The 24,221-nt window shown below is 69.3% G+C and carries 19 protein-coding genes and 1 pseudogene; 7 read left to right on the top strand and 13 right to left on the bottom strand.

Annotated elements, in window-relative coordinates; all coding sequences use genetic code 11:
• Nucleotides 1–434 precede the first annotated feature (434 nt).
• Both X946_RS36400 and X946_RS23470 read right to left on the bottom strand, forming a co-directional pair.
• Nucleotides 435–962 carry a type II toxin-antitoxin system Phd/YefM family antitoxin gene (locus X946_RS36400; protein ID WP_038752779.1) on the bottom strand — a complete coding sequence of 176 codons (528 nt, stop codon included), beginning with the start codon at nucleotides 960–962 and terminating at the stop codon, nucleotides 435–437.
• 60 nt (nucleotides 963–1,022) lie between these two features.
• Nucleotides 1,023–1,928: a LysR substrate-binding domain-containing protein gene (locus X946_RS23470; protein ID WP_038752777.1), complete on the bottom strand. Its 906-nt coding sequence runs from the start codon at nucleotides 1,926–1,928 to the stop codon at nucleotides 1,023–1,025.
• Between the two features lie 175 nt (nucleotides 1,929–2,103).
• Between X946_RS23470 and X946_RS23465 the strand changes: the two genes are divergently transcribed.
• The 3 genes from X946_RS23465 to amaB all read left to right on the top strand — a co-directional run bounded on the left by X946_RS23465 (nucleotide 2,104) and on the right by amaB (nucleotide 6,037).
• On the top strand, nucleotides 2,104–3,123 hold the full coding sequence (locus X946_RS23465; RefSeq protein WP_038752775.1) for a DUF1338 domain-containing protein: 1,020 nt from the start codon (nucleotides 2,104–2,106) through the stop codon (nucleotides 3,121–3,123).
• Between the two features lie 54 nt (nucleotides 3,124–3,177).
• Nucleotides 3,178–4,401, top strand: coding sequence for an aminotransferase-like domain-containing protein (locus tag X946_RS23460; RefSeq protein ID WP_038752774.1), 1,224 nt, complete (start codon nucleotides 3,178–3,180; stop codon nucleotides 4,399–4,401).
• Nucleotides 4,402–4,525: 124 nt separating this feature from the next.
• A complete protein-coding gene (gene amaB, locus X946_RS23455; protein WP_038752772.1) occupies nucleotides 4,526–6,037 on the top strand; it encodes an L-piperidine-6-carboxylate dehydrogenase in 1,512 nt (503 codons plus the stop codon).
• Between the two features lie 31 nt (nucleotides 6,038–6,068).
• Here amaB and X946_RS23450 read toward each other — a convergent pair whose 3' ends face one another.
• The 5 genes from X946_RS23450 to X946_RS23435 form a co-directional block, all read right to left on the bottom strand.
• Entirely contained in the window at nucleotides 6,069–7,223 is a 1,155-nt protein-coding gene (locus tag X946_RS23450) for an FAD:protein FMN transferase (protein ID WP_038752770.1), read from the bottom strand.
• On the bottom strand, nucleotides 7,204–9,447 hold the full coding sequence (locus X946_RS23445) for a PepSY domain-containing protein (protein WP_038752768.1): 2,244 nt from the start codon (nucleotides 9,445–9,447) through the stop codon (nucleotides 7,204–7,206). The genes X946_RS23450 and X946_RS23445 overlap by 20 nt, the downstream gene beginning before the upstream one ends.
• Before the next feature lie 21 nt (nucleotides 9,448–9,468).
• A complete protein-coding gene (locus X946_RS23440; protein ID WP_038752766.1) occupies nucleotides 9,469–9,936 on the bottom strand; it encodes a DUF2271 domain-containing protein in 468 nt (155 codons plus the stop codon).
• Between the two features lie 397 nt (nucleotides 9,937–10,333).
• A complete protein-coding gene (locus X946_RS35275; RefSeq protein WP_157131100.1) occupies nucleotides 10,334–10,474 on the bottom strand; it encodes a hypothetical protein in 141 nt (46 codons plus the stop codon).
• A 61-nt stretch (nucleotides 10,475–10,535) separates the two neighbouring features.
• The gene (locus X946_RS23435) at nucleotides 10,536–10,979 is read right to left on the bottom strand and encodes a PepSY domain-containing protein (RefSeq protein WP_038752763.1); all 444 of its coding nucleotides are present in this window, start codon (nucleotides 10,977–10,979) and stop codon (nucleotides 10,536–10,538) included.
• A 143-nt stretch (nucleotides 10,980–11,122) separates the two neighbouring features.
• On the opposite strand from X946_RS23435, the gene X946_RS23430 reads away from it, so the two are divergent.
• Nucleotides 11,123–11,782, top strand: a complete 660-nt coding sequence (locus X946_RS23430) for a response regulator (protein ID WP_038752760.1) — start codon at nucleotides 11,123–11,125, stop codon at nucleotides 11,780–11,782.
• Nucleotides 11,783–11,784: 2 nt separating this feature from the next.
• Entirely contained in the window at nucleotides 11,785–13,149 is a 1,365-nt protein-coding gene (locus tag X946_RS23425; protein ID WP_038752757.1) for a sensor histidine kinase, read from the top strand.
• A 350-nt stretch (nucleotides 13,150–13,499) separates the two neighbouring features.
• On the opposite strand, the gene X946_RS23420 is transcribed toward X946_RS23425, so the two are convergent.
• Nucleotides 13,500–14,078: a hypothetical protein gene (locus X946_RS23420; RefSeq protein WP_038752755.1), complete on the bottom strand. Its 579-nt coding sequence runs from the start codon at nucleotides 14,076–14,078 to the stop codon at nucleotides 13,500–13,502.
• A gap of 907 nt (nucleotides 14,079–14,985) precedes the next feature.
• On the opposite strand from X946_RS23420, the pseudogene X946_RS23405 reads away from it, so the two are divergent.
• Nucleotides 14,986–15,929: pseudogene (locus tag X946_RS23405) on the top strand (GNAT family N-acetyltransferase).
• 128 nt (nucleotides 15,930–16,057) lie between these two features.
• Entirely contained in the window at nucleotides 16,058–17,476 is a 1,419-nt protein-coding gene (locus X946_RS23400) for an MFS transporter (protein ID WP_038752749.1), read from the top strand.
• A 389-nt stretch (nucleotides 17,477–17,865) separates the two neighbouring features.
• Here X946_RS23400 and X946_RS23395 read toward each other — a convergent pair whose 3' ends face one another.
• From X946_RS23395 to X946_RS23375, 5 genes are all read right to left on the bottom strand, one after another.
• Entirely contained in the window at nucleotides 17,866–18,879 is a 1,014-nt protein-coding gene (locus X946_RS23395) for a DUF2891 domain-containing protein (RefSeq protein ID WP_038752748.1), read from the bottom strand.
• Between the two features lie 186 nt (nucleotides 18,880–19,065).
• On the bottom strand, nucleotides 19,066–19,755 hold the full coding sequence (locus X946_RS23390) for a hypothetical protein (RefSeq protein ID WP_414734356.1): 690 nt from the start codon (nucleotides 19,753–19,755) through the stop codon (nucleotides 19,066–19,068).
• A 753-nt stretch (nucleotides 19,756–20,508) separates the two neighbouring features.
• Nucleotides 20,509–21,597 carry a phosphorylase family protein gene (locus tag X946_RS23385; protein WP_038752744.1) on the bottom strand — a complete coding sequence of 363 codons (1,089 nt, stop codon included), beginning with the start codon at nucleotides 21,595–21,597 and terminating at the stop codon, nucleotides 20,509–20,511.
• 34 nt (nucleotides 21,598–21,631) lie between these two features.
• Nucleotides 21,632–22,486: a hypothetical protein gene (locus X946_RS23380; protein ID WP_038752742.1), complete on the bottom strand. Its 855-nt coding sequence runs from the start codon at nucleotides 22,484–22,486 to the stop codon at nucleotides 21,632–21,634.
• An 827-nt stretch (nucleotides 22,487–23,313) separates the two neighbouring features.
• Nucleotides 23,314–24,078, bottom strand: coding sequence for a TetR/AcrR family transcriptional regulator (locus X946_RS23375; protein WP_038752740.1), 765 nt, complete (start codon nucleotides 24,076–24,078; stop codon nucleotides 23,314–23,316).
• Between the last annotated feature and the right edge of the window lie 143 nt (nucleotides 24,079–24,221).

The raw sequence follows: 24,221 nt of genomic DNA, 5'->3' as shown, positions 1-24,221 counted from the left end.
TACTGCCTACTGCCTACTGCCTACTGCCTACTGCCTACTGCCTACTGCCTACTGCCTACTGCCTACTGCCTACTGCCTACTGCCTACTGCCTACTGCTACTGCCTACTGCTACTGCTACTGCTACTGCTACTGCTACTGCTACTGCTACTGCTACTGCTACTGCTACTGCTACTGCTACTGCTACTGCCTACTGCCCGATCGCTGACCGCTGACCATTGGCCGTAGCTGCTGGCCGCCGACCGTCCTTCGCCAGTCACAAATTGCCAATCGCCGACGTCGATGCGCATGTCATGTCAACGTTATCGTCAGTGCCGATGCCGATGCCGATGCCGATGCCGTCCACCGTCCGTCCAAACCCGACAGCCGAGCGTCGCCGATCGATTGCGAGGAGCAGTCGCCGGCCGCCGGCGGCGAACCCGTTCCGAGCTTGTTTTCAGCCGTCGTCCGCGGCGAGCGGGCGTTGTGCGGCGCACATCGGGCGCATGCCGCGGTCGGCGCGCGAATCGTCCGCATCGCGTGACGTGTCGGTGCGGCTTGCGGCGAACGACGCGCCGCCGCGGCCGTCCCGCGCCTCGACGATCGTGCGGCCGTCCGCATTGGCCGACGCGCATGCCGCCGCAACGCTCACGTCTCCGCCGCCCGCGCCGCCGCCCGCGCCGCCGCCCGCGTCATCGCCCGCGTCATCGCACGCGTCGCTTCCGTTTCCGCCGCATATCCGTCCCGCATCGCCGCGTCCCGCGTCACCGCGTCCCGCATCGCCGCGTCCCGCATCGTCGCGCTCCGCCCGATCGCGCTCGAGCCGATGATAGTGATCGAGCCGTCTCGCGTCGATCAGCGCGACGTACGCCGCGCCGTTCTTCGTGATGATCTTCTCGCCGCCGTCCCGCACCTCGTCCGCCAGCTCGGAGAAGCGGGCGCGGGCGATGGACAGCGGCACGATGTCGCCGATGCGTATGGTCATGGTCGATCTCGCGTGGCCGGCCCGCCGCCGGCCGATGAACGGATGAACAGGATGGTCGCGTCAGCTTATCGGCCGCGCCGGCGCGACGGAACCCAGCCATTCGGCCAACGCGACGAACGGTTCGCTGTTCGCGGCGGCGTCGGGCGCGACGAGGTAGTAGCCGGCGTCGCTCGGCAGCCGCAGGTCGAGCGGCGCGCAGAGGCGCCCCGATGCGAGCTCGTCGGCGACGAGCAGCGCCGGCATCAGCGCGACGCCCATTCCCGCGTGCGCGGCCGCCGTCAGCATCGTGAACAGCTCGTAGCGCGGCCCGCGCACCGCGCGCAGGTCGTTGTCGAGACCGTGCGCGCGAAACCAGTCGCGCCACGCATCCGCGCGCGTCGACAGGTGCAGGAGCGGCAAATCGAGCAGCGCGTCGCGGGTGATCGAGCCGTTCGCCGGCAGCAGCGCCGGACTGCAGACGGGCAGCATGTCGCCTTCGCGGAACAGCAGCCGCCCTTGCGTGCCGGGCCACAGCGCGTGGCCGAAGTAGATCGCCGCGTCGAACGCCGAATCGCTGAACAGGAACGGCTCGGTGCGCACCGACAGGTTCACCGTGATGTCGGGCCGCAGCGCGCGAAACTGGGGCAGGCGGGGGATCAGCCACTGGCTCGCGAACGTCGGCACGACCGCGAGCTCGAGCGTCGCGCCGATCCCGCGCTGCGCCATCAGCTCGAGCGTGTCGCGCTCGATCCGCTCGAGGTTGCGGCGCACGAGCCCCGCGTAGTGCCGGCCGTGCGGCGTCAGCACGACCCGTTTCTTGATCCGCAGGAACAATGCGACGCCGAGCCGCTCCTCCAGCGACGTGATCTGGCGGCTGACCGCGCTTTGCGTGAGCGCGAGCTCGTCGGCCGCGCGGGTGAAGCTTTCGTGGCGGGCCGCCGCTTCGAAGACCTGCAGCGCCGCGAGGTTCGGAATGCCTTTTCGCATCGACGGTCGAACGATCGGGAAATCGCGAGTTGGTGAGTTTTGAGAATGAACTGGTGAGTTTATATCAATTGCCGAGCGAATTTCGCGCACCGAAAATCGACCCTGATCATTACCGCGGGCCGCCCGATGCGCGGCCCGCCCGCCCCGCCACGACGCAAACCCACGGAAGAACCCGATGAACGCGAACCTCGCCGCCTTGCTCGCCACCGTTGCCGATCAGCCGACCATCGGCGAGTTGATGCGCCTGATGCATGTGCCGGTTTGCCTCGAGCGCTGCGAGCCGGGCGTCGTCAGGCGCGCCGAGCTCGCGCAGGCGCTCAACATGGCGCTCTTCGCGGATCTGCTCGAACGGGTGCCGACGGGCCGCGCTTACACGCGCGACGTCGCGCGCGACGGCGGCCGCGTGACGTTCGATCACGGCGCGCTGCGCACCGTGCGCTGGCCGTCGTGCGGCGCGCTGCCGCCCGGCGAGGCGGCGTTCACGCGCATCCTGCGGCCGCTCGGCTATCGGCTGAACGGCACGTATCCGCTCGAGCGCCTGAAGATGACGGGCCGTTCGTACGCGCATCTCGACGCGCCCGACCAGATCGCGCAGTTCTTCGTGAGCGAGCTGCATCCGGAGCGCTTCAGCGCCGCGTTCCAGGCGGCCGCGACGAACGTGCTCGACACATCGGCCGACCCGCTGACGCCGCAGGCCGCAGCGACGCTCGGCGAGCTCGAGCGCGACGCGTCGCTGCCGCTCGCCGACGCGCAGGCGCTCATGCCGGTGCTCGTGCGCTGCTTCGATCGCCAGCACGCGACGCCGGCGCTCGCCGACTACGAAACGCTGCTCGCCGAATCGGCGGAGATGGCGTGGATCGCGACCGAGGGCAACGCGTTCAACCACGCGACCGACCGCGTGCCCGACGTCGATGCGCTCGCCGACGCGCAACGCGCGCTCGGGCGGCCGATCAAGCCGGCCGTCGAGGTGTCGCGCTCGGGCCGCGTGCGGCAGACGGCGTTCCGCGCGGACCCGGTGACGCGCGCGTTCGTCGACGCGTCGGGCGCGCTCGTCGAGCGCGAGGTGCCGGGCTCGTTCTACGAATTCATCACGCGCGACGCGCTCGCCGACACCGAGACCGGCCGCCGCGCGCTCGACCTGAGCTTCGACGCGGGCAACGCGACCGGCATCTTCAAGATGACGGCCGCCGCCTGACGCGTTCTGCACCCGATTTGCCTTTCGCTCGACTTCCACCGCACCGGAGCCGCCATGACGCTCGCTGACGCCGCCGTCGACTATCCGTTCGCCGCGCCGTTCGCCGACCCGCAGGGCTCGCCGATCCGCGAGCTGTTCAAGCACGTCGGCAAGCCGGGGATGATCTCGTTCGCGGGCGGCTATCCGTCCGCCGATCTGTTCGACCGCGAAGGCATCGCGGCGGCGCTTGCGCAGGCGGCCCGCGACGATCCGCTCGCATGCCTGCAGTACGGCGACACGGCGGGCCAGCCGGGCCTGCGCCGCGCGCTCGCCAACTGGATGGCGAGCGCGCGCGGCGTTCCGTGCGATGCCGCGCAGGTGCTCGTCACGACGGGCTCGCAGCAGGGCTTCGATCTGCTCGTGCGCACGCTGATCGAGCCGGGCGACGTCGCGCTCGTCGAGGCGCCCGCGTATCCGGCCGCGCTGCAGGCGCTGCGGCTCGCGGGCGCGAAGCTCGCGCCGGTGCGCACCGACGCCGACGGCGTCGATCCCGACGCGCTCGCCGCGCAACTCGCCGCGTGGCCGGCGAACGAGCGCCGCCCGAAGCTGCTGTATACGGTGCCGACGTTCGCGAACCCGACCGGCGCGACGCTGCCGCCCGCACGCCGCGCGCGGCTCGCCGAGATCGCGGCCGGCGCGCGGCTCGTGCTCGTCGAGGACGATCCGTACGCGGACCTGCGTTTCTCCGGCGAGCCGGTGAAGCCGGTGCTCGCGCACGACGGCGCGAAGGACTGGACCGTCTATCTCGGCAGCCTGTCGAAGATCGTCGCGCCGGGCCTGCGGATCGGCTGGGCGGTCGCGCCCGCCGCGATCGCGCGCCGGATGACGGTCGCGAAGCAGACGAGCGACTTGTGCACCGCACCGATCGCGCAGGAGGCGATCCGGCGCTATCTGGAGAGCGGCCGGCTCGCGGCGCATTTGCGCACGATCGCGCAGACTTACGGCAGCCGTTGCCGCGCGCTCGTCAGCGCGCTCGCCCAATTCGTGCCGGACGACATCGAATGGCGCGAGCCGTCGGGCGGCATGTTCGTGTGGGCGCGCCTCGCGCGCGGCCGCGACGCGGCGGAGCTGCTCAAGCGCGCGCTCGAGCACAACGTGATGTACGTGCCGGGCGCGGCGTTCTACGCGCGCGACGCGGATGCGAGCAGCCTGCGGCTGTCGTTCGCCGCGCCGGGCGAGGCGGAGATCTTCGAGGGCGTGCGCCGGCTGCGCGCGGCGCTCGCGGCGGGCCGGTGTTAGCGTGAACAGGCCCTCGACCGAACGGCCGGCCCGCTTGCATGCGGCGCGCGAACGCGGTCCAATCGATTCATTCGCGGCGGCGACGCCGCACCGATCAACCTGATTCTGTTCTAAAGAGGAAGCGATGCAATTCAACGACATTCTCGCCGCGCTCGACGTCGATCTGGCCCGCTGGCAGGGCAATGCGCTGACCGCCCGGTCGCCCGTGGACGGCGCGACGCTCGCGACGCTCGCCGCCGACAGCCCGGCCGAAACCGGGCGCAAGATCGACGCCGCGCATCAAGCGTTCCTCAAGTGGCGCACGGTGCCCGCGCCCGTACGCGGCGAGCTCGTGCGCGTGTTCGGCAACGTGCTGCGCGAGCACAAGGCGGCGCTCGGCCGGCTCGTCACGCTCGAGGCGGGCAAGATCGCGTCCGAGGGCCTGGGCGAAGTGCAGGAGATGATCGACATCTGCGATTTCGCGGTTGGCTTGTCGCGGCAGCTCTACGGCCTGACGATCGCGTCCGAGCGTCCCGGCCACCGGATGATGGAGACGTGGCATCCGCTCGGCGTGTGCGGCGTGATTTCCGCGTTCAATTTCCCGGTCGCCGTGTGGTCGTGGAACGCGGCGCTCGCGTTCGTTTGCGGCGATCCGGTCGTCTGGAAGCCGTCCGAGAAGACGCCGCTCACCGCGATCGCGTGCCACACGCTGTTCGCGAAGGCGGTGCGCGAATTCGGCAAGACGCATCCGGGCGTCGTGCCCGACGGGCTGCATCAGCTCGTGCTCGGCGGCCGCGACGTCGGCGAGGTGCTGGCCGCCTCGCCGAAGGTGCCGCTCGTGTCCGCGACGGGCAGCGTGCGGATGGGAACCGAAGTCGCGCAGGTGCTGAGCCGGCGTCTCGCGCGCAGCATCCTCGAGCTCGGCGGCAACAACGGGATGATCGTCGCGCCGAGCGCGGATCTCGATCTGGTCGTGCGCGCGGTCACGTTCGCCGCGGTCGGCACCGCGGGCCAGCGCTGCACGACGCTGCGCCGGCTGATCGTGCATCGCGACGTCGCCGACCGGCTGCTGCCGCGTCTCGAGAAGGCGTTCGCGTCGGTGAGGGTCGGCGATCCGCTCGAGACGGGCACGCTGGTCGGCCCGCTGATCGACCGCGCGGCGTTCGACGCGATGCAAAAGGCGCTTGCCGACGCGCGCGAGCAGGGCGGCGAAGTGAAGGGCGGCGAGCGAGTTGATCTCGGCCGTGATGACGCGTACTACGTGCGCCCGGCGCTCGTGCGGATGCCCGGGCAGGCGGCCGTCGTCGCGCGCGAGACGTTCGCGCCGATTCTCTACGTGCTCGTCTACGACGATTTCGACGATGCGCTCGCGATCCACAACGGCGTGCCGCAAGGGCTGTCGTCGGCGATCTTCACGAACGACATGCGCGAGGCCGAGCAGTTCATGTCGGCGGCGGGCAGCGATTGCGGGATCGTGAACGTGAACATCGGCACGAGCGGCGCGGAGATCGGCGGCGCGTTCGGCGGCGAGAAGGAGACGGGCGGCGGCCGCGAATCGGGCTCCGACGCGTGGAAGAGCTACATGCGCCGCGCGACGAACACGATCAACTACAGCCGCGAATTGCCGCTCGCGCAGGGCGTGAAGTTCGACGTGTAAGCGGGGCGCGCCGTTGGCGGCGCGCGCACGGTCAAACGGCCGGCTGCGCGTTCGCGAAAGCGCCGCAGCCGATCGTGCGCAGCGCGTCGCTGGCGCGCACGACGAAGAGTGCGTCGAGCCCGTGGCGTTCGGCGTGCGCGTATCCCGCTCGTTCGCCGAGCACCATCAGCGCGGTCGCGTACGCGTCCGCGTCGGCACAGGTCGCGGCGATCACCGTCACTGAAGCGATGCCGCTGCGCAGCGGCGCGCCGGTGCGCGGGTCCATCGTATGCGAGATGCGCGTGCCGCCGACGTCGGCCCAATGCCGGTAGTCGCCCGATGTCGCGACGGCCGCGTCGGCGAGCTCGATCACGCCCATCGCGCCGCGTCGCGCGTAGTCGGGCGCTTCGAGCGCGATCGACCACGGCGAGCCGTCCGGCTTGCGTCCGCGCGCGCGCAACTCGCCGTCGATGCCGACGAGCCACGCGCCGATGCCGTGGCGGTCGAGCACTCGCGCGAGTTCGTCGACGCCGAAGCCCTTCGCGATCCCGCACAGGTCGAATGCGGCGTTCGCGAGCCTGCGTGCGCGGCGGCGTGCGACGTCGACTTCGAGCAGTTCGTCGATCGGGCGGCACGGCGACGCGCGGCGCGCGCTCGATGCGCGCCGCGTATCGGGCGCATCGAGCGCGTTGAGCGTATCGAGAGCATCGAGCGCGTTAGGCACATTAGGCACATTAGGCACGTTAGGCCGGTTAGGGCTATTAGGCCCGTCAAGCCCATCAGGCCCATCAGGCCCATCAGGCCCACGCGTCGCATCGGCCAAATCCGCACACCGCTCGCCCGCCGGCGCTCCCGGCCCGAATCCCCACGCGTCGACGAGCGAGCCGACGCCGATATTGAACGCGTCGCCCGTCTCGCGACCGATTTCCTGCGCGCGCGCGAGCACCGCGGCGAGGTTCGCGGAAACCGGCATCCAGCATCCGGGCGCCGCGCGATTGAGCCGCGACAGATCGGAGTCGGCTTTCCAGTTCGACATCTGTTCGTCGACCGCGCGCACCGCCGCGTCGAGTTCGGCGGCGATCGCCTTCGCGTCGGCCGGCGGCGGCGCATAGAACTGCGCGTCGAAGCGCGTGCCCATCGTCGCGCCGCTCGCGCGGCAGCGATTCAGCCGCGCGCCGGGCGACCATTCAATAGACGTCTTCGACATAGCGCCCCTGCATTCTCAATTGCGCGATGGACAAGCCCGAGCCCGACAGGATGCGCTCCCACGCGTGCGCGACGCCGTCGGCCATCGAGCGGCCGCCGCACACCATGATTTGCGCGCCGTGCGCGACGAGATCGCGCAACGTGCGCGCGTCGGCGACAAGCCGGTCCTGCACGTAGGCCCGGCGCTCCGCGCGCGAGAACGCGGTCGTCAGCGCGTGCAGCCGGCGGTCGCGCACGAGGCTGGCGAGTTCGTCGCGATAGAGAAAGCCGTCGCCCGCGTTGCGCGCGCCGAAATACAGATGCATCGGGCGGCGCGCCGCATTGTGCCGAATGAAGCCGATCAGCGGGCCGATGCCGGTGCCCGCGCCGATCAGGATCACGGGCGCGTCTCCCGTGGCCGGCCGGAAGCGCGCGTGCGCGCGGATGAACGCGTCGATCGTGTCGCCCGGGCGCAGGGCGGTCAGGTAGGTCGAGCACGTGCCGTTCGGATGGCGGCGCACGCAGATCTCGACGACGCCGTCCGACGATGCGCTCGCGAGCGAGTAGTAGCGCGGCGACGCGCCGCCCGGCGGCACGACGCCGAGGAGATCGCCGGTCTCGAACGGCGGCAGCCGCCGTGTTGCGAACGCGGCCCATGGCGCGGTCGTGCGCGCGGTGCGTTCGGCGGGGGCGAAGCGCAACACTGACGTCACGGCCTGCGGGTCCGAGCCGTAGTCGTCGCGCGCGACGAGCGTGAGCGGCATCGTGCGCGGCGGCGTCGGCGTGTAGCGGATGTCGAGCGCAAGCCCGAGCGCCTCTTCGCCGAGCCGCGCGCACCACGCGCGGAATTCGTGCTCGGACTGCCGATCGACGGTTCCGAGATCGAGCAACGGCATCAGGCCTTTCGCGACGAGCGCGTCGTGGACGCTTCGCGCGTAGCCGCAAAACCGCGGAAACTGGCGGTTGCCGAAGCCGAGCACCGCGAACGACACGTCTTGCGTCAGCGGCAGCCGCGCGAGCTTCGACAGGAACTGTTGCGCGCCGTCCGGCGCGTCGCCGTCGCCGTAGGTCGCGGTCAGCACGATGAAGCGCCGGGCCCGGCGATAGTCGCGGGCGACGTCGTTCATCAGCGCGACATGCACGCGCAGGCCTGCTTGCGTGAGCGCCGCGTGCAGCGCGGATGCGTTGCCCCACGTGCTGTTGCCTTCGCTGCCGACGAGCAGCACGGTGTCCGCGTCGCGCGCCGACGCGTTGCCCGCGAGCCTCGGCCGCGCGCGTCGCCGGCGCGCCCACAGCATGACGCCCGTCACCGCGAGGAGCGGCGCCGACAGCGACGCCGCGCCCAGCGCCAGGCCGAGCCACCACAATCCTTCGCCCGTGTGCAGCATTTTCACGGCGGCATGCAGGCGCTGCCAGCGGTCGGCGGCGCGGTAGGCGAGCGAAGCGCCCGTCGACGGATCGACGACGCCGGCGCCGTTCGTCGTCTTCAGCTCGATCACGCCGCCGCCCGGCTCGTCCGGCGCGGGGAACGTCAGTTGGCGCAGCGTCGACGTGTCGATCGCGCGCAGCGCGGGCATTTGCTCGACGGGCATCGGCGCGGCCGCGTGCGCCGCCACGCTCGCTTGCGCATCGAACGCCGAGGCCGACGCGCCGCGCTCGGGAATCACGCCGAACGTCGTCAGCGACAGCGCGAGCCCCGTGAGCGCCGACAGCGTGAGCCCGGCGAGCGCGACGCGCGCGGTCTCGTTGTGCAGCCGCTGCAGCCCGTCGCCGCCGATCCGGCCGAACAGTCGCCGCCAGCCGCCCATCCGGCGCGCGAGCAGCGCGAGCCCGGACAGCGCGACGAACAGCATCGCGGCGGCGGTCGCGCCCGTCGCGATCCGGCCCGCGTCGCCGAGAAAGAGCTTGCGGTGCAAATTCGTCAGCCAGCGCACGACGGGCGACGGCCGAAAGTCGGCGACCGGCCGGCCCGTCGAGGGATCGACGATCGACGCGCGCGGCTCGTCGGCGGCCGCGTAGTAGGCGACGATCTGGCCCGACGGCCGCCGCATGAGCTTTTCGACGCCGGGCACTTGCGCGCGCACGCGGCCGGCGAGCGTCGCGACGTCGAGCGGCGCGTGCGGCGTGCCGGCGACTGTCGCGCGCTCGAGCGCGGGCTGGATCGACAGCGCCGCGCCCGTCAGCGTGACGACGATCACCAGCACGGCGGCGATCAGTCCGGGAATCGAATGAAGCTTGCGCAGCATGGAACGCCTCTTGTCCTCGTGTTAAAGCGAATAGCGGAACGACTTCACGTAGCCGCGGCCCTTGACCGCCTTGCCGGCGCTCGCCGCGGTCAGCGGCACGACGACTTCCGACGGGTTCTCGTTCATGTCCTCGACCGCGGTGTCGATGTGGATTTCGCAGCCGGCGTCGAGCAGCGCGTCGGCCACGTCGAGCGTCGCGCGCAGCGTCTTGCCCGCGCCGACGCTCGCGCCCGTGATGCCGTCGAGCCGCTGCGAGCCGCCCGTCGCGCGATACCAGTCGCGCAGATGCCGGTAGTACTTCGTCTGGCGGCCGGCCATCCACAGCGCGCCCTGGTAGCGGCCCGCGCGATCGGTGACGTACAGGACGACGTACGCGCCGTCGCCGCCGTAGTCGGCAAGCTGCGTCTCGAACGTGACCTGGCGCGCGGAGGCGAGCGACGGCGCGGCGAGCGCGCCTGCGAGCGCCGCGATCGGCAATGCGTGTTTCATCTGGGTTCTCCTGGTATCGGTGAGGATGGCGGCGCGGACCGCATCGAGCCGGGTGTCGCGTGTCGTCCGGGCGCCGGAAGGGCGGTGGCGGCGGGGGAATGTCGGCGTCGCGATCGGCGCGGCGGCGGACGCCGTATCGTCGGCTCGCAAGCGTCGCAAGCCGGGCGAGTCACTCGCGCCGCTTACGCCGCCCGCGCCGTGACCGCCGGAACTCCGCCCGTGCCGCGACCTTTCGCCGCTGCTTCGCGATCGCGCCGATCGTGCTGATCGCGCTGATCGCGCCGATCGCGTGCCGGCAGCCACGCGAGGCCGCACGCGGCCGCGCCGGAGGCCCGCCATGTCGCGGGCGGGCATTCGGCAATCGGTCATGGGCGGGAACGTCGATACGGCCATGGACTCAGCCATCAAGTTCAGCGAACGACGCGGCCATGAATTCAGTCATCGACTCGGCGAACGACGCGGCCATCGACTCAGCCATCAATTCAGCGATCGATGCCGCCATCGACGCGCCCATCGCATCGCCGGCTGCGCCAAACAACGCAGCGCGGCCAAGGCAGCGCGGGCGCGGCAACCCGGCGGCGCCGCGCGACCAGCCGCCTTCAGCGAATCTGCACGTCGGGCTTCGAGCCCGGCTTCAGCGCGCCGCCCGCGGGCGCGCCCGTCGCCGGCCCGCCCGCCGGGGCTTGCGCGCGCGGCGCGCGGCCATGGTCGTCGTCATCGTCGTGGTCGTGCTTGCGGTCGCCCTCGCGCTTCATCCGCACGACGTCGAGCGTCACCGGATCGAGCTTCGCCTTGAAGCGCTTGCCGTCGGCGTCGTGGCCCTTGATTTCGTAGCAGCCGTCGTCGGCCTTCAGCTTGTCGACGCGCCAGCCTTTCTGCTGCGCCATCGCGCGCACTGCGTCGCGCGGCTTCCAGTCGGCGAGCGGCGCGTGGCAGTCGTCGCCGTCGTCCGCCATCGCCGCGCGGATGCCGAGCGCGCTTGCGAGCACGAGCGACGCGAGCGAAACGAGCGTCACGCCCTTGATCAGTCGCGAGGTTTTCATTGCGTGATATCTCCTGTTCGGATCGTCGGGCTCTACAATGCGCTCGGCACCTGAAGCGAAGCTTGCGGGCGCGAAAAAGTTTCTTCATGTTCGCTTCAGGTTCGCGTGGCAGAGTCGCGCCACTCATTCATCAGGACACGCGCATGAGAGTGCTTCTCGTCGAAGACGACCCGTGGCTCGGAGAGGCCGTCCGCGACCAGATCGAGAAAGACGGGCATCCGGCCGATTTCGTCGGCAGCCTCGCCGACGCGCGCCGGCACGTCGCGGTCGCGACCTACGATCTGATCCTGCTCGATCTGCTGCTGCCCGACGGCCGCGGGCTCGACTTCCTGCGCGAGCTGCGCGCGGGCGGATCGACGGTGCCCGTCATCATCCTGACCGCGCTCGATCAGGTCGCGAACCGGATCGCCGGGCTGAACGCCGGCGCGGACGACTATCTGGTGAAGCCGTTCGATCTGTCCGAGCTGTCCGCGCGCGTGAGCGCGGTCGCGCGCCGCTATGCGGGCAATCCGAATCCGCTCGTGAAGCTCGGCGAGCTCGCGATCGACACCGCCGCGCGCAGCGTGAAGCGCGGCGATGCGCGAGTCGACCTGACCGCGAGCGAATGGGCGCTTCTCGAAACGCTGCTCCAGCATCCCGGGATGATCTTGTCGAAGCCGCGGCTCGAGGAGCGTCTGTATTCGTTCAGCGACGAAGTGGAGAGCAACACGATCGAGGTGCACGTGAGCCGCCTGCGCAAGAAGCTCGGCGCCGACGTGATCGAGACCGTGCGCGGCCTCGGCTACCGGCTGAGGCGGGACTAGCGATGCTGCGCAGTCTGCAGGGGCGGCTCGCGGCGGCGCTCGTGGCTGGCTTCGTCGTGCTGTCGCTCGCGGCCGGGACGGCCGCGTTCTACGTGTTGCGCGACGAGGTCGAGCGGATGTCCGACAGCGCGCTGCAGGAGACCGCGCAGCGGCTGCTGCCGCTCGCCGTGATGGACATCGTCGGGCGCGATTCGGACGGCGATGACGGCGAGGGCGCGAGCGGGGGCCGCATCGCGGCGGTCCGCCCGCACGACGAGCTGCTGACGTACGTCGTGCGCGACGAGACCGGCAAGACGCTGCTGCGCTCGCACGATGCCGACGCGTCGATTTTTCCGATGGACATGAAGGCGGGCTTCCGGCGCACCGCGACGCATCGGATCTACGCGGAGACGGTGCTGCAGGGCACGGTCACGCTGTTGATCGCGCAGCCGCTCACGATGCGCCGGCAAGCGCAAGTGCAGGCCGCGATCGCGGTCGTGCGGCCGCTCGCGTTGTTCCTGCCCGCCGGCCTGTTCGGAATCTGGCTGATCGTGCGCTCCGGCTTGAAGCCGATCCGGCGCTTTTGCGACGCGATCGCCGCGCGCGGCCGCAACGATCTGACGCCGCTCGACAAGGGCGGGCTGCCGAGCGAGATCGCGCCCGTGGCCGATGCGGTCACCGAGCTGATGGCGCGCCTCGATCGCGCGCTCGCCGCCGAGCGCAGCTTCACCGCGAACAGCGCGCACGAGTTGCGCACGCCGATCGCCGCGGCGCTCGCGCAGACGCAGCGCCTGATCGTCGAAGCGCCGAGCGAGCCGTTGCGCGAGCGCGCGGAGCGGGTCGAGGGCGCGCTGCATACGCTGTCGCGGGTCAGCGAGCAGTTGATGCAGCTCGCGAAGGCCGAGGACGGGCGCGTGCTCGCGGACACGCCGCAGGATTTGCGGCCGGTGCTGTCGCTCGTCGTCGACGATTTCCGGCGCGTCGCGCGCGATCGCGCGATCGCGCTCGATCTGCCCGACGCGGCCGTGACGTCGCGGATCGATCCGGACGCGTTCGCGATCGTCGTGCGCAATCTGGTCGAGAACGCGCTCAAGCACGGCGCGGCGGCGGAGCCGGTGCAGGTCGCGCTGTCGGCGGCGGGCGCGCTCAGCGTGACGAACCGCGGGCCGGCGCTGCCGGCGCGCGAGATCGAACGTCTGACGAAGCCGTTCGAGCGCGGCGCGACGACGGCGAAGGGCAGCGGGCTCGGACTCGCGATCGTCGATGCGATCGCGAAAGGGGCGGGCGCGTCGTTCACGCTGCGCTCGCCGGCGCCGGGCGGCGCGGACGGGGTTCAGGCGGTGGTCGAAGGGTTGGCGCTCGGCGGCGATCGGGCGCGGGGCGCGTGAGATTGCAATGGACGCGACCGACGCGGGTTTCTCGATCGCCGCGCGCGCCGCGCGTGAAGCTCGACGTTCGAGCGGCGGGCGCGGTCGCCCGTACGGGCGCGCCCGCGGCCCGCTTGCGCGCCCGTCCGAAGAAAAGGCTCGGAATCCATCCCGAGCCTTTTCCTGTCGCGATTCCGGCGCCGCGCCCGATCAGATCGCCGGCGATCGCGGCCGCCCGTGTCGGGCCGCCGCGTGGGTTCGGCGCGCGTTCGCCGGGGTCGCGGCCCGATAGCGGGCGCTCAAGGCATCGCGTGTTTCGTCGAGACGGGCGCTCGGCGCGCGAGCGGATCGGCAAATGATCGCGCGGGGCGTCAGAACCAGCCGGATATCCAACCCGTGATTCCGTTGAACGTACTCTTGATGCTGTCCCACGCGTTTTTGAGCCATGCGACGACGTCTCTTACGACTCCCACGATGAAATCTGCAATCTTATTGAAAAGATCGTTGAAGAAATTACCGATCTTGTCTATCAAGACGACAATGGGCTGCTGAAGATCGGGGTGTTCCAATCCGATTTTTATCGCCGTATCGAAAATCTTGTCGATTCTCGCGTTGGAATCCTCCTTCGCCTTTTTTCTCTGTTCTTCCATCTTCTTTTTGAATTCTTCGACGGACGTGGGGGACGCTCCCGCGCTCTTCAGCGCTTCGGTTGCGCCGACGATGCCGGTCTCGATTCCGCTCGCTTCTTCCTGTCCGGATGCTTGGGCGTCGATTTGCAGCCCCTTCAGCAAGTCGTTTTCCTGCGCGGAAAGCTTGACGGAAGACGCCTGCGCGGCGGTGAAATAAGCGGCGAGTTGCTGCGAGGCGGCATAGCGACGCGGTGACGCTTGGCTGGCAGAGGATTTGTAATGCGCGCGCATTTCCTCCAGGACATCGACAAATTGGCTCATTTCGTGGCTCCTCGAAAAAGCACGGATTGAATTTGATAGCGAGAGCCGTGCCGATTATCTCTCGTCTAAAGAGTAGGATTTATTCATCGGCGAATACCTACCATTTTTGTTAGCTTGACATTTTCAGGCTTGGGTATTTTCCGACGGCGGCGGGCGGCATGTTCCGCTCCGCGCATGCGCGCTTCGGATGCCGGTTCCGCACGGTGTCGCCGTCGTCCGGGGCGAGCCGCACGGTGAGCGCGGCATGCAATCGAGCCGGCGCGCGGACCGCGCCGGGCAGGGGCGCGGCTTGCATCAAAGCCCTGGCTCGGCGGCCCTGTTGCATCGGATGCCGGCAGGGGGCGGCGCCGGCGCGCTGCCGGCCGCTTACGCGGCGGTCCGCGCCGCCGTCGACCCCCGCACGATCTTGAACGACCGGCTTGAACGACCGCAGTCGCACGGGCCGCGCACTTGTGTGCAAGCGTCGCCGATCACACGGCGCTTGCGGTATGCCGGGCGGCATTCGCCGGGCATCGAGTGAGGCCCATCGGCGGGCGGTCAGCGCGCTTCGAATCCCGAATCCCGAATCCCGAATCCCGAATCCCGAATCCCGAATCCCGAATCCCGGGGCTCGCGCTTCGAGCCCCGCGGCGCATGCGCGCTTCGAATTCGACGACATGCAATGTCGCGCCCCGACGCCGTTCGTGTCGCGCTGCGATGCTTCGCAATTCGCGTCGCGCGCGGCGTTCCGGCGACTGGAGCGGCATCCCGGTTTCCCGCGTGCCCGCGTCGGTCGAGACCGCGCGAGCGATGCATTGCGTGGACAATGGGCCGATTCTGCGATTCTGCGACGCGCCGATGCGCCGACGCGCCGACGCGCCGATGCGCCGATGCGCCGATGCGCCGATTCGCCGGGCGGCGCGCGACGATCGAGTCGCGTCATTCGCGACGTTCGACGCGGCACGCCCCGTCGACGTCTTTTACAATCGAATCCGCCGTCGCGGCGCCGGGCACGGATGTCGATCCGGGATCGACGCGCAGGCCTCGGGCCTCGGGCCTCGGGCTTCAGGCTTCAGGCTTCAGGCTTCTGGCTTCGGCGCCGATCGGCGACCCATTCATCGTTTCGGGAAACATTCCGTGAGTGACAACGCATACACCAACGAATTCGGCCAGCCGATCGGCGCGCCGGTGCCCGGCTGGCAGCCGCGTCCCGCGCCGCCGCGCACGCCGATGCAGGGCCGGTTCTGCCGGATCGAGCCGGTCGACGCGAGCCGGCACGCGGACGATCTCTATGCGGCATACGCATTGGCCGCCGACGGCCGCGACTGGACGTACATGAGCGCCGGCCCGTTCGCCGACGCCGCGAGCTACCGCGCGTATCTGGCGAAGGCGGCCGAAACCGACGATCCGCTGCATCACGCGATCGTCGATCTCGCGACGGGCAAGGCGGTCGGCACCTGCGCGCTGATGCGGACCGACCGGGCGAACGGCGTGATCGAGGTCGGCTTCGTCGCGTATTCGCCGCTGCTGCAGAAGACGTGCGCGGGCACCGAAGCGATGTTCCTGCTGATGCAGCGCGTGTTCGACGAGCTCGGCTATCGCCGCTTCGAATGGAAATGCGACAGCCTCAACGCGCCGTCGCGCGCGGCGGCGCTCCGCTACGGCTTCGCGTACGAGGGGCTGTTTCGGCAGGCCGTCGTCTACAAGGGCCGGTCGCGCGACACCGCGTGGTATTCGATCGTCGACCGCGAATGGCCGGCGTTGCGCTCGGCGTTCGGGCAGTGGCTCGCCGCCGGGAATTTCGACGAGCGGGGCCGTCAGCGGCAGCCGCTGGCGACGCTGATCGCGGCGGCGCGCGGCGGCGGCGCGTGACGAAAAGGGGCGCGGCGCGCGCCCCTCGCCGTTCTTCCCGGCGGCCGTGCGCCCGGTAAAATGTCCGAAACGCCAACGGCCGCCCGCGGCCGTGATTCGACAACGACGACATTCGGAGACACCCGGCCATGGCTTCAACGGAAAGCGCCTCGCGCACGTCGGCGTGCGCGACGACGATCGACGCCGGCGCCATCTCGGCGCGCCTCGACCGCCTGCCGCCCACGCGCAGCGTCTGGAAACTGGTGGCGCTGCTGAGCCTCGGATTCTTCTTCGAGCTGTACGATCTGCTTTACAGCGGCTACGTGGCGCCCGGCCTCGTGAAGAGCGGCATCCTCACCGCGACGACGCACGGGCTGTTCGGCACGACGGGCGTCGCGAGCTTCATCGCGGCGTTGTTCGCGGGGCTCTTCGTCGGCACGATCGCGTGCGGATTTCTCGCCGACCGCTTCGGCCGCCGCGCGGTGTTCACGTGGTCGCTCCTGTGGTACACGGCCGCGAACATCGTGATGGCGTTTCAGGATACGGCCGCGGGCCTCAATTTCTGGCGCTTCGTCGTCGGGCTCGGGCTCGGCGTCGAAATGGTGACGATCGGCACGTACATCTCCGAACTGGTTCCGAAGCAGATTCGCGGCCGCGCGTTCGCGTGCGAGCAGGCGGTCGGCTTCGTCGCGGTGCCTGTCGTCGCGCTGCTCGCGTATCTGCTCGTCCCGCGCGCACCCCTCGGCCTCGACGGCTGGCGTTGGGTCGTGCTGATCGGCGCGCACGGCGCGATCTTCGTCTGGTGGATTCGCCGCCGGTTGCCCGAAAGCCCGCGCTGGCTCGCGCAGCAGGGCAGGCTCGACGAAGCGGATCGCGTGCTCGCCGCGCTCGAGGCGAGGGTCGAGGCGGAGTACGGCCGGCCGCTGCCGCCGCCCGCGCCCGCCGAGCCCGTCGCGCCGCGCGGCCGGTTCCGCGACATGTGGGCGCCGCCGTACCGCAAGCGCACGGTGATGATGACGATCTTCAACGTGTTCCAGACGGTCGGCTTCTACGGCTTCGCGAACTGGGTGCCGACGCTGCTCATCAAGCAGGGGATCACCGTCACGACGAGCCTCATGTATTCGAGCGTGATCGCGCTCGCGGCGCCGATCGGGCCGCTGATCGGCCTCGCGATCGCCGACCGCTTCGAGCGCAAGGCCGTGATCGTCGCGATGGCCGGCGCGGCGATGATCGCGGGGCTGATGTTCAGCCGGGCGTCGGCGGCGTGGTGGCTCGTCGCGCTCGGCGTGTGCCTGACGCTCGCGAACAACATCATGTCGTACAGCTTCCACGCGTATCAGGCGGAGCTGTTCCCGACCGCGATCCGGGCGCGCGCGGTCGGCTTCGTCTATTCGTGGAGCCGCTTTTCGGCGATCTTCACGTCGTTCGCGATCGCGGCCGTGTTGAAGGGGTTCGGCACGCCGGGCGTGTTCGTGTTCATCGCGGGCGCGATGGCGATCGTGATGGCGTCGATCGGGCTGATGGGGCCGAGAACGAAGGGAATCGCGCTCGAGACGATTTCGCATTGATGCGCGCCGGGCGGGCAGCGCGCGTTCGATGTGTGCGCGTGCGTGTCGCCCACGCTTGGTGAAGCGTGCGCCGCCCGCGCTTGGCGCAACGCGTGACGGCCGGGCGGACGTGCGCGCGGCGTGCCGGCGCGTCGCATTCGGCCGCGATGCAGAGGCTGTTTGATCCGCGCCTTCCGCTTCCCGGCGAACTCACATCCGGGCAGACCCATTCGACCGGACCCATTCGACCGGACCCATTCGACCGGACCCATTCGACCGGACCCATTCGACCAGACCCATCCGGCCAGACCCATCCGGCCAGACTCATCCGGCCAGACTCATCCGGCGCGCACGGCGCACGCGGCTGCCCCGCGCCGCCGGATGCGGCCGCGCCATTTTCGCCGTCCGGCTCAAGCCTCCAGCGCAAGCAGCGCGAACGACGCGAGCCAGTGCTCGCCCATGTAGTCCCCCGCGACGTGCGCGAGCGCGCTCGCGAGATGCGCGTCGGCCGCGTCGGCGAGCGCCGTCTTGCGCGGATCGCCGTCCGGCAGCGCTCGCGCGAGCGAGCGCTGGCACCATGCGCGGCTCAGGTTCAGGCCGTCGAGGTGCGCGATCTTGCCGTCGGTGCGATCGGTGACGGTGGCCGGCGTGAAAAGCGTCGCCGGCTCGCGCGCGGCGAGCGACGGCAGGAACGCGTCGAACCAAGCGAGGAACTCGGCCGCCGGCAGCACGCGCCGCATCAGCTCCGCCTCCATCAACGCCGGCGACAGGAACTCGTCGCCGCTCGGCTCCCACGCCTGGCAGTTCGCGTCGCGCAGATGCCAGCGCCGCGCGGTGTCGACGATCAGCGCTTCGAGCGCCGCGCGCCCGGTTTGCCGCGCGAAGTCGAGCGCGAGCGACAGCGCGAACGCGGTGTTGAAGTGCGTGCCGACGCGCAGCGGATAGGTCGCCTTCGGCAGAAATTCGGTGAAGCGGTCGACGAAGATCTCCGTCAGCGGCGCGAGCGTGGCCGACCAGCGGCGGCCCGCATCCGACGTCATCGACGCGAGCTGCGCGGACAGCGCGAGCAGCCATCCCCAGCCGTACGGCCTCTCGAAGCCGAGATTGTGCGGCAGGCTCAAGTACGCCGCCTCGCCGGCGACGTTGTCGGCGGTGAAGTGCGCGTCGACGGTGTCGACGATCCGCTGCGCCTGCGGCAGATCCGCGAAGCGATCGAGCAGCCGCGTGACGAGCCAGTAACCATGCACGCACGAATGCCAGTCGTAGCTGCCGTAGAAGATCGGATGCAGCGCGCGCGGCCCGCGCACGTCTTCCGGGCCGGCGAGCGAGTGCGTGAGCTTGTTCGGGTATTCGCGCGTCAGGTGGCCGAGCGCGAGGTTCGCGAATTGCGAGGCGAGAGCGGGCGTCAGTTGTCGAGTATGCATGGCGAGGGCGTCGGGAAAGGCGGCGCGCGTCGCGCGCGGCCGCGGTCGACGACATGTTACCCGCCGATGCCGGAGCATGCATGAATGGCCGCGTTCGCCGCGCGGGCGCGCGGCGCGGCGAGGCACGGCGAGGCACGGCGAGGCGCGGCGAGGCACGGCGAGGCACGGCGAGGCACGGCGTGGCGTCTATGGGCGGCAGTGCAGCCGGCGGTAGCGGGCTTCGAGCTCGATCTGCTGCTCGCTGCGCTCGCGCTGCTCTTTTGCGTCTTTCTCGGTGGCCGGATAGGGCTTGTGAGCCCACGGGCGACTCCAGCGATCGGACGCGAGCGGCGCGAAGTTCGACGGTGCGCCGCCGTTCGCGGACGGCAGCGGCCGCGACGGCGGCGGCTCGTAGACGGGCGGCGCGGGGACTTTCCACGGCGTCGCGCTGTTGATCGTGCTCGGCGCGAGCAGCGACGGCGGCGCCGAGCGCGCGGCGGCTTGCGCGTGGCGCGCCAGATTGTCGATCTTCGACGCCAGTTCGTCGCATTCTTCCTGCCGGCCCTGATCCTGCGCGAACGCGAAGTTACGCTGCAGCGGCGCGATGTATTGCGGCTTCGCGTCGGGCTGCGCGTGCTTCGACAGCGTTTGCGGCGCGAGGCTGCGAGGCGGCGGCGAACGGAATCGGGCGGCCTCGGGCGGCGGCGTATGCAGCGGCGTGTGCGACGGTGTAAGCGGCGGCGTAAGCGGCGATGTTTGCGGCGGCGCTTGTGGCCGCATTGGCGACGAAGCCGTTTCGGGCGTGGGCGTTGCGCTCGACGGCGAGCCGCCGAGCGGCTGCGCTTGCGCGCTCGTGCACGCCGCCAGCAGGGTCGCGACCAGTGCCGCGCGCGACATCGGGACATTCATGTGGCGAGTAGCGACGAAAATCTAACGAGCCGCGAATCGTCTCATGGTTAACCCTGCGGTGTCGACCGGATTCGCGTGGAGATTTGTCTCGATGCGAATGACCGGCTCGGGCGTCCCGTCGATGAAAGTTCCCGGCCGCGTTTGCCGGCGCGCACCGGGCGAGCGGTTCTCGTCCGCGCATCAGCCGGCCGTTCAGGGCCGGCCGGCGCGCGGGGTGTGGCGCGCCGGTTGCATGATGCGCTCTCATGCGTCTCGGTCACGCGGATCGCACGCGCCGGCCGCCCCATGTTGCCGATTCCGTTTGGCGGAAATCGGCGCATGTCGCGCCATCCATTGCGTTCCTCCACCCATTCGATCGAGGCCCTCCGTTTCATGCCGAGGCGCCGATTGGGCGGGTGCGCCGGCAATGTGCCGCGCAGCCGCCTCCCGTTGCCGGATCGGCCGAGTCACGATGGTCGCGCATGCCGGGCCGAGGCCGCGCCGCCAGCCGCCTTGCCGATACGCTTCGCTTCGCTTGGCGGCAGGCATCCGTTGCCGGGAATGCCGAATGGCCGCTCTTCGTCAAAAGCGGGCGGCAGACGCGCGAGGCGCACGGTGGCCGCACCGGCCGGCGTTTTCGATTCGAAACGAAAGGCTGTCGCTCGGCAATCGCGCGGCAGCCTCGCCTCACAGGCGAAATTTATTTCGGATCGACGGCCGCAATTTCCACGGCGGCCGCACGATGCCCGCGAGGCCGTTGCGTCAGGCGTGCGCGCTCGTGATGATCGCCCAGGTCGCGATCACGCTGGCGGCCGTCGTATACGGGCCGTAGCGCGTATAGATCTGGCCCGCTTCCCGCTTCGCCTTTTCGATGTCGTTATCGGGATTGGGAATCTGCGGATCGGACACGTTGCGCACCGAGTACCAGCGAGTCAGCGGGAAGTCCTTCATCGTCAGTCCGATCATCGCGTCCCCCATGTCGCATGCGCGTCCCAGATTCTGCAAGCGATAGTGATCCGTCGAATCGTCGAAGCCGAAGAAGTCCGTCGTGACGAGCGCGTCGGCGGGCTTCGTGAAAATGGTCGGCACGGGCCGCGCCCCCTGGATGTACGCCGCGTTGACCTTCGTCAGATCGGGCGCGATTGCATCGATCGCGCCGGCCGGCAGCTCGGAAGGGCTGTATTCGGACTTCGCGAATGCGGCCTCCTTGAACTGCGTCGTGCAGTCGAACTTGACCTTGCTCGCGATCACGACATCGCCCAGTTTCGCTTGGGTGCCGATTCCGCCGCCCGTGCCCGTCGTGATCAGCAGCCTGGGCCGGATCGTCTGCACGAGCTCGGCGACGAGGCGTTGAAGCGGCGTGTGCGGGCCGTCATATGCGAAGTGCAGGCCGGACTTGAACAGCAGCACGCGGGCGTTGCCGATCACGCACGGGAAATACAGGCCGAGCGTGTGATAGTAGCGGGCCATGTCCGGCTTCGTGTCGTTGAACGGCGCGCGGGGCCCCGTGACGAGCGGGATGTACGCATCGACGCCGTGACGGTACAAATACCACGCCGACGGCAGATGATCGGGCGTGAAGAGCGCCGCGAGCGCCGCGGCCTCGGCGGCCGTCCACGTGACGACGAGCGCGTCGTAGCCGGCGAAGCGGGTGAGGTCGTCGTTCTCGTGCGGCGCGGGATCGAGCGGCTGCGCGGCGGGCCGTGCGCCGGCGGGCCACGAGACGGGGTGAGGCAGGCGGCTCGCCCTGGCCAGCAGCGCGGCTTCCAAGCCGCCCTTGACGAAGCGCTCGGCGGGCGCTTCGGGATCATAGTTGAGGATCAGATCCTCGACGTCGAATGAATGGTTCATGAGGGCACCTAAGTTGTTCGAATGATCGGGTGCTTCAGTACATCTTCGCGCGCTGGCTCGCGATTTCCTGCAGCGCCCTGCGGTGTTGCCGGCAGCGTTCGAGCAGCGGCTCGTTCAGGGATTTTTCCGACAGCTCGCGGGTGGTTCGCAATCCCGCCGGCGATCCGCGCTTCGTGTGCAGCCACTCTCTCAGGCTCTTTTCTTTGGTCTGCGAAGGACCGAGATCGACGATCGTCGGCGGCTCGCTCGGGTCCAGGTATTGCAATTGCCGGATTCGCTCGTTGCTCAGATCGATCCACGAGATGTAGCCGCCCGGCAGGATCTCGCGCGGCTTCGTGAGCGCGCCGGTGAAGCTGTAGCGCGTGCCGCTCGTGACGACCGGATCGTAGAAGTGCGGCGTGATGAAATCGGAGACGGCGATGCCTTGAATCGAATAGCTGTATTTTTCCGCTTCGACCGGATCGCAGCCTTCGACGAGGTACTCGAACTGCGCGCTGCCGTCCTGGATCTTGCCGCCGACGATCTCGATCGACGTCGACGACTGCAGACGGTTGCCGGCGGGATCGATCAGCATCTCGATCGTTTCGTGGCTCGCGGCGATCGTCCATCCGTCGTTGCCGCGCGTCGCGGCGACTTTCGCATACGGCTGGTTGTGCTGATCCAGGTGAAATCCGCCTTCGCCTTCGGGCAGGACGGGAACCAGCAGCACCGGCCATATGCCGGCCGGAATCTGATTCTGCGACGGCAAATGCCGGACGGTCGCCTGCACGTTCCAGAACGGCGGCAAATCTCGGATGACTTGCACGTTCAGCGCGGCGGCGGCGGCTTCCACGAGAGCGGGATCGATGGCGTTCGTCGTATCGACGAGGCCGATCTGGATGACAGTCATTTCGGTCTCCTACAGTAAATGCCTCGCCGGATCGGCCGGGCGTGACGACGCCGAGCGTGCGCGCGTCACGGCCCAAGGAAGCGGCGAGGCAATGAACGTCCGTGCGCGCAGACGTCGTCCGCGCGGCGGAGCTGAAAGACTTGAAAAGAGTGGAATGCGTGTGCGCTCCCCATGCGCACTTGTACCGGAATCGAATACTTTTAATCAGCGCAACGGCGAAGCGGGCGCTTCGGGGCGGCTGGTACGACTCCAGCGTAGGTTATGCGTCTCGAAAGTCAAGAGCGCTAAAACCCGATTAATCGTCGATTAGTCGTTCATTGATATTGCAAGTTTTTGCGCGGTTTTTCATTAAACAATAATTGAATTGCGATGCGTTTTCTCGTGTTCGTTTCGTGCCGGCCGCTCGATGCGGCGACGTCGCGGGGCGGCCGTGCCGGCCGTCGTTCGGGCTCGGCCGCGAGTGTCTCTTTCTGCGATGTTTTCGTGTGTGAGCGGCAAGTGCATGCCGGCGCGTCGGCGTGAGCGGCGACGCAAACATGCGCTCGGTTCGCGTGAGTGTGCGGCGGAATCGGAGCGATGCGCGTCGTTTCGCGATTCGTCGGCGGGCGGGCGATTAACCGAGCCGAATCGAATCAAATCGAGTTTAATCGAGGAGAAAGAAAGGAACGCGAGCGGTGTTTGAAAGAAAACCGAATGGCGGACCGAATGCGGCGATGCGCCCGGCCGTGACGAGTCGATCGCGAAGCGTGCGTCGATCTCGGGTGAGCGCTTCGCGGAGCGACATCGTGCGCGATGCGATGCGCGCGGCGCGCAGTGTCGCCCCTCGGCTACGCCGGCTTGCCCGGCTTGCGGCGCGCCGAACCCGCGCGCGCCGCCTGCGCGCACGCTTCGTCGAGCCGGCGCATCGCGTCGGCGACGTCGCTCCGAAAGTGCACGAGCGCCGCGTTCTCCGGCGCGGGCGGTTGCAACCCCGTCCAGAGCAAATCGATCAACTGCTCGGCCGTCGTCTCGGTATCGAGTTTCCGGTGCCCGAGAATCGCATCCCACAGCACATGCTCGATCGGCCCGAACACCATCGAGCGTAGCAGGCTGAGCGGAATGTCGGCGCGCACCTCTCCGGCCGACTGCCCGCGTGCGAGCACGTCCATCAGCGGCGCCGTGTAGCGGCGCTGCAACGCCGTCAATTCGTCGGCGAGCGCGTGCTGCTTCGCACGCCCCTCGGACAGCACCAGCGCGCAGAGGCCGGTGCCGTTCACGAGCATCAGCCGCAAGTGCGTGCGGACGATGAACGCGAACTGCCGCCGCACCGACGCGTCGCGCGGCATCCCGGTCTCGAACGCGTCGATGATTTCGTCATACCAATCGGCGATCACGCGCGCGCACAGCTCCCGCTTGCCGCGGAAGTAGCTGAACACGGTCGCCTCGGACACGCCGACCCGCTGCGCGATCTCCGCCGCGGTCGCGTGCTCGTAGCCCTTTTCCGCGAAGACTTCGCGCCCGGCGCGCAGGATGTCCTGCACGCGCTGCTGCGATTTGCGGCCGGCGGGCGCGCGCGGCGCGTCCGCGCGCTCGGCTTTCTGGGGGGCGGTCATACGGGTTTTCCTGCGGCGTCGGGCGTCGTTGCGATGCCGTCGATCATAGCTGAGTATCGCTCAAAAAACTATTGACGCTTGAGCGGGTCAAGCGCGAAACTAACGAGTATTTCCGCAGAATACGGCAACGAACGATGGATTCG

This window comes from Burkholderia sp. ABCPW 111, from assembly GCF_000773065.1.
In the GTDB taxonomy this organism is placed as follows: Bacteria; Pseudomonadota; Gammaproteobacteria; order Burkholderiales; family Burkholderiaceae; genus Burkholderia; species Burkholderia savannae.
This window is presented reverse-complemented; position numbering and strand designations above follow the sequence as displayed.

Coding starts and splice junctions, on each gene's coding strand:
- X946_RS36400 (WP_038752779.1), bottom strand. CDS start 962: ATGACCATACGCATCGGCGACATCGTGCCGCTGTCCATCGCCCGCGCC.
- X946_RS23470 (WP_038752777.1), bottom strand. CDS start 1,928: ATGCGAAAAGGCATTCCGAACCTCGCGGCGCTGCAGGTCTTCGAAGCG.
- X946_RS23465 (WP_038752775.1), top strand. CDS start 2,104: ATGAACGCGAACCTCGCCGCCTTGCTCGCCACCGTTGCCGATCAGCCG.
- X946_RS23460 (WP_038752774.1), top strand. CDS start 3,178: ATGACGCTCGCTGACGCCGCCGTCGACTATCCGTTCGCCGCGCCGTTC.
- amaB (WP_038752772.1), top strand. CDS start 4,526: ATGCAATTCAACGACATTCTCGCCGCGCTCGACGTCGATCTGGCCCGC.
- X946_RS23450 (WP_038752770.1), bottom strand. CDS start 7,223: ATGTCGAAGACGTCTATTGAATGGTCGCCCGGCGCGCGGCTGAATCGC.
- X946_RS23445 (WP_038752768.1), bottom strand. CDS start 9,447: ATGCTGCGCAAGCTTCATTCGATTCCCGGACTGATCGCCGCCGTGCTG.
- X946_RS23440 (WP_038752766.1), bottom strand. CDS start 9,936: ATGAAACACGCATTGCCGATCGCGGCGCTCGCAGGCGCGCTCGCCGCG.
- X946_RS23435 (WP_038752763.1), bottom strand. CDS start 10,979: ATGAAAACCTCGCGACTGATCAAGGGCGTGACGCTCGTTTCGCTCGCG.
- X946_RS23430 (WP_038752760.1), top strand. CDS start 11,123: ATGAGAGTGCTTCTCGTCGAAGACGACCCGTGGCTCGGAGAGGCCGTC.
- X946_RS23425 (WP_038752757.1), top strand. CDS start 11,785: ATGCTGCGCAGTCTGCAGGGGCGGCTCGCGGCGGCGCTCGTGGCTGGC.
- X946_RS23420 (WP_038752755.1), bottom strand. CDS start 14,078: ATGAGCCAATTTGTCGATGTCCTGGAGGAAATGCGCGCGCATTACAAA.
- X946_RS23400 (WP_038752749.1), top strand. CDS start 16,058: ATGGCTTCAACGGAAAGCGCCTCGCGCACGTCGGCGTGCGCGACGACG.
- X946_RS23395 (WP_038752748.1), bottom strand. CDS start 18,879: ATGCATACTCGACAACTGACGCCCGCTCTCGCCTCGCAATTCGCGAAC.
- X946_RS23390 (WP_414734356.1), bottom strand. CDS start 19,755: ATGTCGCGCGCGGCACTGGTCGCGACCCTGCTGGCGGCGTGCACGAGC.
- X946_RS23385 (WP_038752744.1), bottom strand. CDS start 21,597: ATGAACCATTCATTCGACGTCGAGGATCTGATCCTCAACTATGATCCC.
- X946_RS23380 (WP_038752742.1), bottom strand. CDS start 22,486: ATGACTGTCATCCAGATCGGCCTCGTCGATACGACGAACGCCATCGAT.
- X946_RS23375 (WP_038752740.1), bottom strand. CDS start 24,078: ATGACCGCCCCCCAGAAAGCCGAGCGCGCGGACGCGCCGCGCGCGCCC.